Origin of the sequence: Pseudomonas sp. GZD-209 (assembly GCF_049310485.1) — a bacterium.
GTDB classification, from domain to species: Bacteria; Pseudomonadota; Gammaproteobacteria; order Pseudomonadales; family Pseudomonadaceae; genus Aquipseudomonas; species Aquipseudomonas sichuanensis.
Genome location: NZ_JBMOWQ010000003.1, coordinates 18,550 through 32,075 on the forward strand (window position 1 = coordinate 18,550; position 13,526 = coordinate 32,075).

12 protein-coding genes are annotated in these 13,526 nt (G+C 65.0%); 5 read left to right on the plus strand and 7 right to left on the minus strand.

The annotated features are described in order from the left end of the window. Positions 1-33: 33 nt before the first annotated feature. Positions 34-1,215 carry an NnrS family protein gene (locus tag ACO6VM_RS00325; RefSeq protein WP_422402528.1) on the minus strand — a complete coding sequence of 394 codons (1,182 nt, stop codon included), beginning with the start codon at positions 1,213-1,215 and terminating at the stop codon, positions 34-36. Between the two features lie 210 nt (positions 1,216-1,425). Here ACO6VM_RS00325 and ACO6VM_RS00330 point away from each other — a divergent pair, with 210 nt between their 5' ends. Beyond that, a complete protein-coding gene (locus ACO6VM_RS00330) occupies positions 1,426-2,340 on the plus strand; it encodes a site-specific integrase (protein WP_125464226.1) in 915 nt (304 codons plus the stop codon). Between the two features lie 194 nt (positions 2,341-2,534). On the opposite strand, the gene ACO6VM_RS00335 is transcribed toward ACO6VM_RS00330, so the two are convergent. From ACO6VM_RS00335 to gspG, 3 genes are all read right to left on the minus strand, one after another. Then, on the minus strand, positions 2,535-3,689 hold the full coding sequence (locus ACO6VM_RS00335) for a GGDEF domain-containing protein (RefSeq protein WP_401060030.1): 1,155 nt from the start codon (positions 3,687-3,689) through the stop codon (positions 2,535-2,537). A 64-nt stretch (positions 3,690-3,753) separates the two neighbouring features. Next, complete coding sequence (locus ACO6VM_RS00340) at positions 3,754-4,944, minus strand: type II secretion system F family protein (protein WP_401060032.1); 1,191 nt, start codon at positions 4,942-4,944, stop codon at positions 3,754-3,756. Positions 4,945-4,955: 11 nt separating this feature from the next. Further along, positions 4,956-5,381: a type II secretion system major pseudopilin GspG gene (gspG, locus tag ACO6VM_RS00345; RefSeq protein WP_110994457.1), complete on the minus strand. Its 426-nt coding sequence runs from the start codon at positions 5,379-5,381 to the stop codon at positions 4,956-4,958. A 174-nt stretch (positions 5,382-5,555) separates the two neighbouring features. Between gspG and ACO6VM_RS00350 the strand changes: the two genes are divergently transcribed. From ACO6VM_RS00350 to ACO6VM_RS00365, 4 genes are all read left to right on the plus strand, one after another. Then, a complete protein-coding gene (locus tag ACO6VM_RS00350) occupies positions 5,556-6,170 on the plus strand; it encodes a lytic transglycosylase domain-containing protein (protein WP_125464224.1) in 615 nt (204 codons plus the stop codon). A gap of 118 nt (positions 6,171-6,288) precedes the next feature. Continuing rightward, positions 6,289-7,737 (plus strand): sensor histidine kinase, encoded by a 1,449-nt coding sequence (locus ACO6VM_RS00355; RefSeq protein ID WP_401060036.1) that lies wholly within the window; start codon positions 6,289-6,291, stop codon positions 7,735-7,737. A gap of 280 nt (positions 7,738-8,017) precedes the next feature. Next, entirely contained in the window at positions 8,018-9,511 is a 1,494-nt protein-coding gene (locus tag ACO6VM_RS00360; RefSeq protein WP_401060037.1) for a sensor histidine kinase, read from the plus strand. Then, positions 9,480-10,907, plus strand: a complete 1,428-nt coding sequence (locus ACO6VM_RS00365) for a sigma-54-dependent transcriptional regulator (protein ID WP_401060039.1) — start codon at positions 9,480-9,482, stop codon at positions 10,905-10,907. Before ACO6VM_RS00360 ends, ACO6VM_RS00365 begins: the two co-directional genes overlap by 32 nt. Positions 10,908-11,017: 110 nt before the next feature. On the opposite strand, the gene ACO6VM_RS00370 is transcribed toward ACO6VM_RS00365, so the two are convergent. The 3 genes from ACO6VM_RS00370 to ACO6VM_RS00380 all read right to left on the minus strand — a co-directional run bounded on the left by ACO6VM_RS00370 (position 11,018) and on the right by ACO6VM_RS00380 (position 13,423). Then, complete coding sequence (locus ACO6VM_RS00370; RefSeq protein ID WP_401060040.1) at positions 11,018-11,311, minus strand: hypothetical protein; 294 nt, start codon at positions 11,309-11,311, stop codon at positions 11,018-11,020. Positions 11,312-11,417: 106 nt separating this feature from the next. Then, a complete protein-coding gene (locus ACO6VM_RS00375; protein WP_125464219.1) occupies positions 11,418-12,770 on the minus strand; it encodes a GntP family permease in 1,353 nt (450 codons plus the stop codon). Between the two features lie 113 nt (positions 12,771-12,883). Continuing rightward, positions 12,884-13,423: a gluconokinase gene (locus ACO6VM_RS00380; protein ID WP_401060041.1), complete on the minus strand. Its 540-nt coding sequence runs from the start codon at positions 13,421-13,423 to the stop codon at positions 12,884-12,886. Between the last annotated feature and the right edge of the window lie 103 nt (positions 13,424-13,526).

Below are 13,526 nucleotides of genomic sequence, written 5' to 3' on the forward strand. Positions count from 1 at the left end.
GCCCCAATCTGGCTTGACCAACCAGCAGCAGGACTAACCCGGCATCCCATCTACACGGGGCCGCATCAGAATAGGCAGGTAGTGCCAAACGAACAGCAGCAACGCTGCGCAGCCAAACACCACCGAAAGCCCCAGCCCCAGTGACGTGAAGGGCGTCACCAGCACCCGTGCCACCGCGGCCAGCTGGATCAGGGCAAACGCCCAGCCGATGCTGCGCGGCACCTGCAAAGGCCGCCCGGTATGCCCCAGGCTGACCCGCGCCATCATCGCCACGATCAGCCCGGTCATCGCCCCCACCGTCAGCGCGTGGGCCGGCAGGCTGGGGTTGAGCGCAACGCCCGCATGCCACAGGGCCAGGCCCAGGCAAGCCGGGATCAGCCAGGCATAGGCCAGGTGCAGCGACCACAACAGCGGCAGCCGCCACAGGCCACGGTCGTGCCACAACGCCAGGCGCACCGCGTGCAGCACGGCGAGGGCAGCGAACAGCACCGCCATGGCGGGTTGTGGCGTGTCGTTGAGGCCGAGCACGTAACTGATCGGCAGGGCCACGCTGCCCAGCAGGCATGCGCGGTCGAGCCAGGGCCGGGCCGGGGCGGGGCTCATGTTGCCCAGGCCGCGGCGGGTGAAGAACGGGATGACCCGCCCGCCGATCACACTCATCATCGCCGCCACCAGCCACAACCCGGCGAGCACGCCACGCCGTTGCCAGGCCTCGTCCTGGTTCAGCCAGCCGAGCAGAGTGATCCACTGGCAGCTGGCGAGCAGCAGCACCAGCGCCACGATCGGGTAGTTGTTGCGCAAACGCCGCTGGATGATCGGCCGCGCCAGGGCCAGCGCCACCAGTGGCAGGAATGCGCCATGCACGGCCACCAGCAGTGCTGGCGGCAGTGCCAGGAACCAACTGGCGCGACCCAGCAGCCAGAGCAGGAACAGCCCCTGCAGCCAGCGCCCGCTGAGGCCGGGCAGGCCGCTCCAGTTCTGCACTGCCGTGAGCAGGAAGCCGGCGACGATCGCCACGGCAAAGCCGAACAGCATTTCGTGCCGGTGCCAGGCGAGCATGCCGCCAGGGGCTGTGATCTGCAGTGCGCCGGTGAGCACGCCGGCCCATAGCAACAGGGCGAGCAACGCGAACAGGCTGCCGCCGAGGAAGAATGGTCGAAAAGCCAGGGCCCAGAGGGCCTGGCGCGGACGGGCGGCAATCGGCTGGACAAGCATGGCGGGACCCTTGGTTCGATCAGAGAGGTTGAATGGGGTAACATCACGATCCGTGCCAGCGCTCAACCCCTTGAATATCAAGGTGATGGCACATCGCTGAGTCATATTGACCAGATTATTTTGTTGTCGTTTTGACTTCTTAGTGTGTCATTACGACTCGCTTTACGCTTTGCTTCACCACGAGCAACGCTTCGCTACAGGATCCCCGTTGTGATTGACCTCGCGCGCAACCCGCTGCTGCAGTACCTGGCCCGCCTGGCCCCGTCCAGTCAGCTGACCATGCGCTATATCCTCCAGGACGCTGCTGACCGCCTGGGCTTCGTCGATGCCGACATCGCCGATGTGCCTTGGCACCACCTCGAGCCCGGCCATGTGATCGCCCTGGTTGCCGCCCTGCGTGCCGACGGCTATGCCCCCAACACCTCTTCGCTGTACGTCAATGCCGTGCGCGGGGTGATGAACGAGGCCTGGCGGCTGGGGCTGATCGAGCATGAACAACTGCTGAAGATCCGCGAGATCAAGCCTGCCAGCGGCAGCCGCCTGCCCCCGGGGCGCAACCTGCGGCGTAGCCTGATCCGTGAGCTGATGGAGGTTTGCGCCGCCGACCCGCGGCCACAGGGCGTGCGCGATGCGGCGATCCTCGCGCTGCTGTATGGCACCGGCATGCGCAAGTCGGAGTCGGTGGACATCGACCTGGCCCAGGTGGACTTCCAGGAGCGCTGCGTGCAGGTGCTGGGCAAGGGTAATCGCCAGTTGCTCAAGTACGCCCCGGCCTGGGCCTTCGATAAACTCTCGGCCTGGCTCGAGCTGCGCCGCCAGCACCTGCCGGCCGGCGAGCGTGACGACAGTTTCCTGTTCAACCGCATTCGCCGCGGCAGCCATATCACCCGCGCGCGCATCACCAAGCACGCCATCTATTACATCGCCCGCCAGCGCGGGGCGCAGGTGGGGGCGAAGATCATGCCCCACGACTTTCGCCGGGCGTTTATCACTCGGGTGATCGAGGAACATGACCTGTCGATCGCCCAGAAGCTGGCGCACCACGCCAATATCCAGACCACGGCGATTTATGACCGGCGCGATGACAACGAGCGGCGACGGGCGGTGGAGCGCTTCGACTATTGAGCAGTACCGGTCGGCCCAGCTGCTGGCCCCATCGCTGGCAAGCCAGCTCCCACCTCGACCGTGCTGACCACCCTTTGTGCGCTCCTACAGTGAGCGTGCAAGTTCATTGTGTGGGAGCCGGCTTGCCGGCGATGAGGCCAGTGCAGGCAAGCCAAGACCGTCGCCCGCACAGGATCATCTTACGCAGGGGGCGCTCACGCCCCGGCGTATTGCAACACCCGGCTGCGTCCCTGTTGCTTGGCCTCATACAGCGCATGGTCGGCCATCGACAGCAGCCGTGACAGGTCGCACTCCTGTGCCGGGCGGCTGACGATGCCGATGCTCACCCCCAGCCGCCCGGGCTCCAGCATCGGCAGCCCGGCAAACCCGGCGCAGATCCGTTGCGCCACGGCATCGGCCGCAGCGGCGTCGCTGCCGCGCAGCAGGCAAGCGAACTCTTCGCCGCCGATCCGTGCGAACAGATCGTCGCGGCGCAGGTGGCTCGCCGTCTCGTTGGCGAACGCGATCAGCACTTCGTCCCCTATGGGGTGACCGTAGTGGTCGTTGATCTGCTTGAAGTGGTCGAGATCGCACAGCAGCAGGGTTACCGGCATACCGCGGGCTGCGCATTCGCGCAGCAGCTGCTCGCCACCTTCCATGAATGCCCGGCGGTTCTCGATGCCGGTCAACGGGTCGCTGTAGGCCGCGGCCCGCAATTGAACCTCGGCGCGTTCACGGACCATCGCCAGGATGACGTAGGAAATACCGATGGCGAACAACATCGATTCAAACAGGATGAAGGCAAACAGCGCCGGGGAGCCGGCTTGCTGGGTGATCGCCCGGTCGAGGGCGTCACCCTCGTCGACCCAGATGCGGGTGAAGTAGATCAGCGCATGCAGGCTGGTGAGAATCAGCGCGGGGGTGTACGACACCTGCAGGTGTACCAGTGGTCGTTTCAGCTCGGCGATGCTCAGCAGGGTATAGCCGAGGGTCACGATGGAATAGACCTTCACCCGCAGGCCAAGATCGTCATGAAAGCCCGGCCACAGGCTGAACAGCCACCACCACACGGCCCCTGCCAGTAGCAGCGGCCAGTGCGGTGTGCGCCCACCGAGCACGCGCATGGCCGTCCAGCCCAGGCCGGCACCGGCCAACAGCACGCTGTTGCCCAGCACCAGCGCCAGGTAGTCCACGCCGAGGCCGCGCAGGCTGGTCAGCCCCACGCCAACCGTGGAGGCCAGCAGCATCGCCCCCAGGTAGCCCAGGCTCGGGTCGCCGGCGCAGCGCCGCCAGGCGTGCAGGGTGAGAATGCTCATCAGGGTGAAGATGAACACGGCGACCAGCATCAGGGTCGGCAGGCTAAGCGGCACGTGGCGGGGCTCTTGGGATAAACCGCGAATGCTAAGCCAGGTGTGTGGCCATTTGCTACCGTGCTCAGTGAATGCTCGACGCCAGTTCGAAGATCGGCATGTACATCAGGATCACGATCAGGCCGATCAACAAGCCGATGAAGGTCATCAGCAGCGGTTCGAACAGTTTGACGAACCACTCGACCCAGCGCCCGATCTCCTGGTCGTGGAAGTCGGCGCAGCGCTCCAGCATTTCGCCGAGGTTGCCCGACTGTTCGCCGGCCCGCAGCAGGCGCAGCGACACCGGTGTCACCAGTAGCCCGGCTTCCAGTGCATCGGACAGTGGCAAGCCTTCGGCCACGCGCTGGCTGGCCTGTTCCAGGCCCTCGGCGGCGGCGCTGCCCAGCAGCCCCCGGGCCATGCCCAGGGCGGTGAGGATGGGGATGCCACCCTGCAGCAGAATCCCCAGCGAGCGGTAGAAACGCGCCAGTTCGTACATCACCAGGCGCTGGTGCAGGGCCGGGACACGGCGCAGCTGGCGACTGGCCCAGCGGCGCACGGCCGGGTGGCGGCGCAGGGTGACCAGCAGGGTGATGGCGCCCAGCGTACCGAGCCCCAGGGGCAGTTGCTGGGCGTGCAGGAACAGGCCGATCTGCATCAGCACCCGTGACAGCCACGGCAACTCGGTGCCCATGCCCTCGAATACCAGGCTGAAACGCGGCACCACGTAGCCGAGCAGGAACAGCACCACGCCACCGCCCACCAGCAACAGCAGCAGCGGGTAGACCGAGGCGCCCACCAGCTTCTGGCGCACCAGGTCCAGGCGCTGGCGGTAGCCGATATAGCGCGTCAGCGCATCGCCCAGCGCCCCGGTGCGCTCACTGGACTGCACCAGCGCCACATACAGCGTGGGGAATACCCGTGGCTGCTGGGCCAGGGCCTGGGACAACGAGCGCCCTTCATAGAGCTGGCGCACCAGCTGTTCCAGGGTCTTGCGTGCGCTGCCTGCGGGTGATTTCTCGGCCAGGCTTTCCAGCGCGTCGATCAGCGGCAGGCCGGCATTGAGCAGGGTGGTCAGCTCCTGGCTGAACAGCACCAGGTCGAACGCCGGCGCGCGACGCCAGGGCAGGGCGCGCAGCCCAAGGCCCATGCTGCGCGCGCTGAGTACCCGCAGGCCCTGGTCCTCGGCCTGGCGCCGCGCCTGTTCGAGGTCTTCGGCCTCCACCTGCAGTTGCACCACGCCCTGGCTGCCCAGGGCCTTGAGCTGATAGCGCATGGCCGGGCTCCTTATTGCCAGCTGGTGATCTCGGCGTTCTCGCCATCGCCGCCGGGCTGGCCGTCCTTGCCCATCGACAGCAGGTCGTACTCGCCGCCGTTCTCGCCGGGTTGCCGGTAGATGTAGGGGCGGCCCCAGGGGTCCTGCGGCACGGCTTTCTGCAGGTAGGGCCCGGACCAGCGCGCCTCGCCGCTGGGGGCTACGGTCAGCGCCTGCAGGCCCTGTTCGCTGCTGGGGTAATGGCCGACTTCCAGGCGGTACAGGTCCAGGGCCTTGCCCAGGCCCTCGATCTGCGCTCGCGCCACCTTGGCCTCGGAACGGCCGAGCTGGCTGAAGTACTTGGGCGCGACGATACCGGCCAGCAAGCCGAGTACCACCAGCACCACCAGCAGTTCGAGCAGGGTGAAACCCTGTTGGGCATGGATTCTGCGCTGCATGGGGAAACCCTCCGTTGCGTGTGCACAGCTGCCATGCAACAGCCGTGCACGTCTGCGCCGGGGCCTTGCGCCATGCGGGATGGCAAGCGGCACGCTGCTTGCGTCGTGCTCCGTACACCCGGGTTTTCCGGGGCATTTCCCCCACATCGGGGGCCACGGTGGGAGGCGAACGACATGCGTGGACTGAGTTTTCTAGGCCTGGCAGCGGGATTGATGTCGGCAGTGGTGATGCCGGAGGCGATAGCCGACGTGTACATCGCCAGCGACGGCAAGGGCGGCTTCATCCTGTCCAACGTGCACCGGCCAGGCCGGCAGTACGAGCGGGTGATCAGTGAGTCGACAGCGGACGGCGGGCCGGCCAATGCACAACTGGTCACGGGCCGGCCCTATGCCGACCTGGTGGCCGCCGCCGCCCTGGCCAACGATGTGCCCCAGGCACTGCTGCATGCGCTGATCAAGGCCGAGTCGGGCTACAACCCCAAGGCGCGTTCGCCCAAGGGCGCGGCGGGGCTGATGCAGTTGATGCCGGATACGGCGAAGGAGATGGGGGTCAAGGACGTGCTCGACCCGAAGTCCAATGTGCAGGGCGGGGCACGCTATCTCAAACGCATGCTGACCCTGTTCGACAACGACATCACCCTGGCCGTCGCCGCCTACAACGCCGGGCCCGAAGCGGTGCTCAGCCGCGGCAAGGTGGTGCCGCCGTTTGCCGAGACGCGGCGTTATGTGCCCAACGTGCTGCGTGATTACCGCCTGTTGCGGGGGTTGGCCGAAGATTCGCCGCTGTAGCCTGGTGGCCTGGCGGGCCCCTTGGTCGCGAAAGTAGCGGGCAGTGGCGTAAAACCATCATGGTTTCCCCAACACTGGGCTATAACCTTGAATCAGGTGCCCAGCCGCGGAGCCCGCCATGGACCTCGCCCCCCGTCCCGACACACTCATGCCCGCCGCCGAGGCCAGCACGGCGCGCCGGCCATTCAACCTGCTGCGCTGGTATGCCTGGGTCAGCCTGGCGTTCATCGTTTCGGTGGCTGTGGGGCTGGGGTTGATCTCCAGCCGCTACATCATCGACGAGAGCGTCGAGCGCGATGCGTTGCTGACCGCCCAATTCATCACCTCGATTGCCGACGCCGAAGTACGCCATGTATCGATCCCCAATGTGCGCACCATGGGCGAGCTGATCGACCCGCGTACCGATCACGGCATGCCGGATGTCGACCCCGAGGCTCGGCGCAGGGCCCGAGGCGAATTTCTCGACCATATCGCTCACCTGCCGGACATGCTCCTGGCCAACATCTATGCCCCCGACCGCACGGTGATCTGGTCGAGCAACCCGGCGCTGGTGGGCAAGCTGATCGAGGGCGACGACGACCTCGACCGGGCCTTCGAGTACAAGATGCGGGTGTCGGCGAGTTACCACGATTTCGATAAAGCGCGCAGTGAGCAGAAGTTCGTCACCCCGCCTGAACAGCTGTTCATCGAAAACTACATCCCGCTGTTCGATGCCGATAACGATCAAGTCACCGCCATGGTGGAGATCTACAAGGAGCCCCACGACCTGATCGTGCGCATCGAGCATGGCCTGCTGTTGATCTGGCTGGCCGTGGTGGTGGGCGCCGGCCTGGTCTATGCCGGGCTGTACGGCATCATGCGCCGGGCCGCGCGCTTGCTGGCCGTGCAGCAGAAGCGGCTGATCGGCAACGAGACTTTCGTTGCCCTGGGCGAGGTGTCTTCGGCGGTGGCCCACAGCCTGCGCAACCCGCTGGCCAGCATCCGCTCCAGCGCCGAGCTGGCCCAGGCCTTCGACGAGGGCCCGGCGCAAAAGCATGTGAATGACATCATCAACCAGGTCGACCGAATGTCGCACTGGGTGCGTGAGCTGTTGCAGTCGCTGCGCCCGTTGAGTGAAGAGGCGGTGCCGGTGGACCTGGGCCAGGCCCTGCAGACCAGCCTGCAAGCCTATGACACGGCGCTGCGGCGCAACAGCGTGCAGGTGCGCCTGGCCGAATTGCCGCAAGTGCAGGTGCTTGGGCAGCCGGTGTTGCTCGGGCAGATTTTCAATAGCCTGATCGCCAATGCCCTGGAGTCGATGGAGCAGGGCGGCGAGCTGCGGGTGGAGCTGGTGCGCCACGATCGACGCAGCCTGACGCTGCGCCTTTCGGACACCGGCCGGGGGATGAGCGAGCAGCAACAGCGCCTGGCCTTCCGGCCGTTCTTTTCCACCAAGCAGGGTGGCCTGGGGGTGGGGTTGATGCTGGTCAAGCGGATCATGGAGCGCTTTGGCGGCTCGGTGAGGTTGAGCAGTTATGAAGGTGTCGGTACCCGGGTGTCGCTCAACTTCCGCCTGGCCCAGTCATGACATGGATACCGGTGGCATTGCGCAAGCACGTGATTTCATTGGGGTTGCAAATGTTGGGTGAAGATTACCCAAATGTGGGGAACATTTATCCAACTTACTTTATGAGTGTTCGTTAACTACCTGATTATCAATGAATATTTGAATGAGCTAAGTACTGGCCAAAATCTTGCTTTCCATCATCTAACCTTCGGCCAAGGCCGGCACCATGGTCGGCAGCCATCAATGTGCTACTGCGCGTAGCGCAGGCCATCCTCGGCAGTATCCAGGCGGGAATCAGGCGATGCAGACACTGCAGGACGAAGCCCCCGACAAATCCGCTGCGCCCTCGACCGGGCAGGCTGCGCCGTTACGCGAGTTCAACCTGCTGCGCTGGTTTTCACTGGTCAGCCTGCTGATCATCGCTTCGGTGGCCATTGGCCTTGGCTATGCGTCGACACGCTTCGTGGTGCGTGACAGCGTCGAGCGCGATGCCATGCTCACCGCCCAGTTCATCCAGGCCATGGCCCAGGCCGAGGTACGCCATTCGCAATTGCCGCCGGGCATCACCATGGGCGAGCTGCTCGACCCACGGCTCGACCAGCAGCACCTGCAGTTCACCCCGCAGCTCGCCGAGTCGACCCGGGTGGAGTTCCTCGATCATGTCGAGCACCTGCCCGACACGCTGTTGGCCAACGTCTATGCCCGTGACCGTACGGTGGTCTGGTCGACCAATGTGCAACTGATCGGCAAGCGCATCGATGATGATGACGACCTCGAGCATGCATTCCGCTCGCGCAAATCGGTCTCGGCCAGTTACCACAAGGCAGACGAGGATCGCGAAGAGCAGAAGTTCGAGCGCGAGCCGCGCCACCTGTTCATCGAGAACTACATTCCCTTGTTCGACAGCCAGGGCGAGCAAGTGCTGGCCATGGTCGAGATCTACAAGGAGCCACAGGACCTGGTGCGGCGCATCCAGCGTGGCTATGTGCTGATCTGGGGCTCAACCCTGGCAGGTGGTGGGCTGATCTACTTCGGGCTGTTCTGGATCGTGCGCCGGGCTGCGGGCATGCTGCACCACCAGCAGGATCGCCTGGTGGCGAGCGAAACCTATGCCGCCCTTGGCGAGATGTCCTCGGCGTTGGCCCACAGCCTGCGCAATCCGCTGGCCAACATACGCTCGAGCGCCGAGCTGGCCCAGGAGATCGCCAACCCGGCGGCGCAGAAGAATATCGGTGACATCGTTACCCAGGTCGACCGCATGTCACGTTGGGTGCGCGACCTGCTGGTGTCGCTGCGCCCGGCCAGTGACGAGCCCGAGGCCGTCGACCTGGTCGCCGCTATCGAGGATGCGCGGCAGATGTTCACCCCACAGATCCAGCGTAACGCTGTGTGCTTCAGCTTCAGCGGGCCCGCTGAGCAGTGGGTGGCCAGCCAGCCGTTGCAACTGACGCAGATCCTCAACAGCCTGTTCGCCAACGCGCTGGAAGCGATGCCCCAGGGCGGCGAGTTGCGTGCCGAGGTGCTGACGCTGGATGGGCAGCAGGCCCAGCTGCTGCTCAGCGATACCGGCAAAGGTATGACCGAGCAGCAGAAACGCATGGTCTTCAAACCCTTTTTCACCACCAAGCAGGGCGGCCTGGGTGTCGGCCTTGCGTTGGTCAAACGCATCATGGAGCGCTTTGGCGGTTCGGTCGAACTGAGCAGCCGCGAAGAGGAAGGAACCCGCGTCAGCCTTACTTTCAATCTTGCAGCGGGAGGGGACCATGGATCAGAGCATCCTGGTGGTAGAGGATGACGAAATCCTCGCCGATAACATTTGCACCTACCTGAAACTCAAAGGCTTCGAGGTGACGGTGTGCCACAGCGCCGAGCTGGCCCTGGAGCAGATCAAGCGGGCCCAGCCTGACGCGGTCATCACCGACAACTCGCTGCCCGGCATGAGCGGCCATGACCTGTTGCGCACCCTGGTGGCCCAGGCCCCGGAGCTCAAGGTGATCATGATGACCGGCTACGGCAACGTCGAGGACGCCGTGCTGGCCATGAAGGAGGGCGCCTTCCACTACCTCACCAAGCCGGTGGTGCTGGCCGAGCTCAAGCTGATGCTGGACAAGGCCCTGGCCACCGAGCGCATGGAGCGTACGCTGTCGTTCTATCAGGAACGCGAGGCGCAGAAGTCGGGGTTGCAGGCGCTGATCGGCGAATCGCCGGTCATGCTCGAGCTCAAGCACACCCTGCGCCAGGTGCTCGATGCCGAACGGCGCATGGCCAGCGACGATCTTCCGCCTGTGCTGGTCGAAGGCGAAACCGGCACCGGCAAGGAGCTGGTGGCGCGCGCCCTGCATTTCGACGGCAGCCGCGCCAAGGGGCCTTTCATCGAGTTCAACTGCGCGTCGATCCCGGCCAACTTGTTGGAAGCCGAACTGTTTGGCCATGAAAAGGGCGCCTTCACCGATGCCAAGGAGCGCCGCGTGGGCCTGGTCGAGGCGGCCGATGGCGGCACCCTGTTCCTCGACGAGATCGGCGAGATGGACCTGGTGTTGCAGGCCAAGCTGCTCAAGCTGCTCGAAGACCGCAGTATTCGCCGCATTGGCGCGGTGAAGGAGCGCAAGGTCGATTTGCGGGTGATCAGCGCCACCAACTGCAACCTCGAGCAGATGGTGCAGCAGGGCAAGTTCCGTCGCGACCTGTTCTTCCGCCTGCGCATCATCGCCCTCAAGGTGCCCCGGCTGTATGCCCGTGGCCAGGACATCCTGCGCCTGGCGCGGCACTTCCTCGCCCACCACGGGCGACGCTACGGCAAGCCTGGGCTGCGCTTTTCCGCCGAGGCCGAGGCGATGATGCTCGGCTACAGCTGGCCGGGCAATGTCCGCGAACTGCGCAACATGCTTGAGCAGACCGTATTGCTGGCACCCAGCGAGGTGATCGGTGCGCACCAGTTGAACCTGTGCCTGACCCTGGTTGACGAACCCATAGCCCAGCCGGCGCCAGCGGCCATCTTCGAGCTGCCTCGGCATGAACCGGAAACCGCTGGCAGCCTGCCGGACATGGAGCGCGACATGGTGTGCCGCACCCTCGACCGCACCGACTGGAATGTCACCAAGTCGGCACGCCTGCTGGGGCTGTCGCGGGACATGCTGCGCTACAAGATCGAAAAACTGGGGTTGACGCGGCCAGACAAGCGGCAGTGGTGATGCGCCGTATGGGCCCTGACAGAGACCGTGGGAGCGGGCTTGTCCCACGATTTTGGCCTTACCGGTTGGCTCAGGGCCACGCCAAGCAAGCCGCGGGGCAGGCTATTGCCTCAAGGCTTGCCGCTGGCACCTTCACCTTGGCGCCCCATGCCCTCTGAGCCACTTTCCCCCAGCCCCGGCAGATCCTGATCATCATTCTGCCGGGCCGCAGGGCTGTCCGTGTCATAGCCCTTGATCCGCGGGTCGGTGTCCCGAGGCATGGGTTTCTCGATCGGGTTGAGGGTGCTGTCCACGCCCGGCTGTGGTGCTGGGTTGTGCGGATCGTCGGGGTAGGTGGCGCCGGTACCGGCGGCGAACGCCAGGGGCGATGCAAGCAGGGCGGCGAACAGGAAGGATCGGTTCATCGGGCAAGCTCCTTGCGACAGAAAGAAATCGGCCCCGCTTGCGCGGGGCCGCTGTCTCACTTGGGCCACGCCCTCGTCAGCAAGTTGCCATGGCCCTGATCAACGGTCACACCACCTGGGCCAGCAACATGATGAAGATGATGCCTACCACCGACAGGATGGTCTCCATCATGCTCCAGGTCTTGAAGGTCTCGGCCACGGTCATGTTGAAGTACTGCTTGACCAGCCAGAAGCCGGCGTCGTTGACGTGGGACAGGATCAGCGAGCCCGCGCCGGTGGCCAGCACCAGCAGTTCGCGGTTGACGCCCGGCACCAGGTCGATCACCGGTGCGACGATGCCGGCGCCGGTGATGGTGGCGACTGTCGCTGAACCTGTGGCAATGCGGATCACCGCAGCCACCAGCCAGGCCAGCATGATCGGCGAAATCTCGGCCTGCACGGCCATTTGCCCGATCACGTTGCCCACGCCGGTATCCACCAGCATCTGTTTGAAGCCGCCGCCGGCGCCGACGATCAGCACGATCGCGGCAGTGGGGGCCAGGCTCTGGTCGAGCATCTTCATGATCTGCTGGCGGCTGAAACCGCGCGCCGAGCCGAAGGTATAGAAGGCCAGCAGCAGGGCGGCGAGCAGTGCGGTGATCGGGTGGCCGATCAGGTCCATCCACTGGCGCACGATGTGCTCGGCCGGCAGTACCACGTCGGCGAAGGTTTTGAGCAGCATCAGCACCACTGGCAGCAGCACGGTGATCAAGGTCACGCTGAAGCTGGGCAGGTTCTTCTGGTCGGACTCACGGGCGATCTGGTCCATCAGCTCCTGGGAAGGGTTGCCGGGGATGTAGCGCGAGATGAAGTTACCGAACAGCGGGCCGGCGATGACGGCGGTGGGCAGGGCCACCAGCAGGCCGTAGAAGATGGTCTTGCCGATGTCGGCATGGAAGATGCCGATCGCCAGCAATGGCCCCGGGTGCGGCGGCACCAGGCCGTGCACCACCGACAGGCCGGCCAGCAGCGGGATGCCGATCTTCACCAGCGACACCCCGGAGCGGCGGGCGACGATGAACACCAAGGGAATCAGCAGCACGAAGCCGATTTCAAAGAACAGCGGGATGCCCACCAGAAAGGCGGCGAACATCATTGCCCAGTGCACTTTCTGCTTGCCGAACGCGCGAATCAGCGTCTGGGCGATCTGGTCGGCACCGCCGGAGTCGGCCATCAGCTTGCCGAGCATGGTGCCCAGCGCAAGGACGATGCCGACAAAGCCCAGCACGCCGCCAAAGCCGTCCTGGAACGATTTCATCACCTTGGCCACCGGCATGCCGGAGGTCAGGCCTAGAAAGCCTGCGGCCAGGGTGAGGGCAACGAAGGGGTGGACCTTGAAATGGGTGATCAGCAGGATCAGCCCGATGATGGTGACCATCGCGTCGAGCAACAGGAAGGTATCAGTAGCCAGTCCGAACATGGTTCGTAAGCCTCGGTCTTGTCGTTGTTGTTTTGGCGTAGCTTGGTTTTGAGCGTTCGCCACTTTCAGGTGGCGAGGTAGCGCTATCTTTGGTGAGCCGGAAAACCGCCGGGTCAGGCAGTCCGCGCCAGGGGCCGCTCACCGCAGGGCTTTAGCCAGTCATGCACGGTCTCGGCCAGGGCTTCGATCGGGCGGGTGGCATCCAGCGCCAGGGTGAGGGGTTCGCCCAGCGGTGATTCCAGGGCGGCGAACTGGCTGTCGATCAGGCTGGCCGGCATGAAGTGGCCGGGGCGGGCGAGTACGCGCTTTTCGGCTTCCTGCGGGGTCAGTTCGAGGAATACGAAGCCCAGCTCTGGCACGGCCTGGCGCAAGGTTTCGCGGTAGCGGCGCTTGAGTGCCGAGCAGGTGAGGATCGGGCGTTCGCCGGCTTTGATGATGGCCTGAAGCTCTTCGCCGAGGCGCACCAGCCAGCCGGCGCGGTCGTCATCGTCCAGGGGGATGCCGGCGCTCATCTTGGCAATGTTGCTGGCGGGGTGGAAAGCATCGCCTTCGACCAGGCGACCGCCGCTGCGCGCAGCGATGGCGGCGCCGATGCTGCTTTTGCCGCATCCAGCCACACCCATCACCACTATCGCGGACAGGGGAAAGTTCATCGGTACCTCCTGCTGGGTGAGATAGCGCTGTCTCGGCCGAGGCGAAACGAGAGTGCGAGCGCCACCCTCCCGGGTGTTATTGATTTTGTCTTAGGCAGTATGG

What these genes read in the sequence shown, in the direction of transcription:
- ACO6VM_RS00325 (WP_422402528.1), bottom strand. Translation starts at nt 1,215, where the DNA reads ATGCTTGTCCAGCCGATTGCCGCCCGTCCGCGCCAGGCCCTCTGGGCC.
- ACO6VM_RS00340 (WP_401060032.1), bottom strand. Translation starts at nt 4,944, where the DNA reads ATGCGCTATCAGCTCAAGGCCCTGGGCAGCCAGGGCGTGGTGCAACTG.
- gspG (WP_110994457.1), bottom strand. Translation starts at nt 5,381, where the DNA reads ATGCAGCGCAGAATCCATGCCCAACAGGGTTTCACCCTGCTCGAACTG.
- ACO6VM_RS00350 (WP_125464224.1), top strand. Translation starts at nt 5,556, where the DNA reads ATGCGTGGACTGAGTTTTCTAGGCCTGGCAGCGGGATTGATGTCGGCA.
- ACO6VM_RS00355 (WP_401060036.1), top strand. Translation starts at nt 6,289, where the DNA reads ATGGACCTCGCCCCCCGTCCCGACACACTCATGCCCGCCGCCGAGGCC.
- ACO6VM_RS00360 (WP_401060037.1), top strand. Translation starts at nt 8,018, where the DNA reads ATGCAGACACTGCAGGACGAAGCCCCCGACAAATCCGCTGCGCCCTCG.
- ACO6VM_RS00365 (WP_401060039.1), top strand. Translation starts at nt 9,480, where the DNA reads ATGGATCAGAGCATCCTGGTGGTAGAGGATGACGAAATCCTCGCCGAT.
- ACO6VM_RS00370 (WP_401060040.1), bottom strand. Translation starts at nt 11,311, where the DNA reads ATGAACCGATCCTTCCTGTTCGCCGCCCTGCTTGCATCGCCCCTGGCG.
- ACO6VM_RS00375 (WP_125464219.1), bottom strand. Translation starts at nt 12,770, where the DNA reads ATGTTCGGACTGGCTACTGATACCTTCCTGTTGCTCGACGCGATGGTC.
- ACO6VM_RS00380 (WP_401060041.1), bottom strand. Translation starts at nt 13,423, where the DNA reads ATGAACTTTCCCCTGTCCGCGATAGTGGTGATGGGTGTGGCTGGATGC.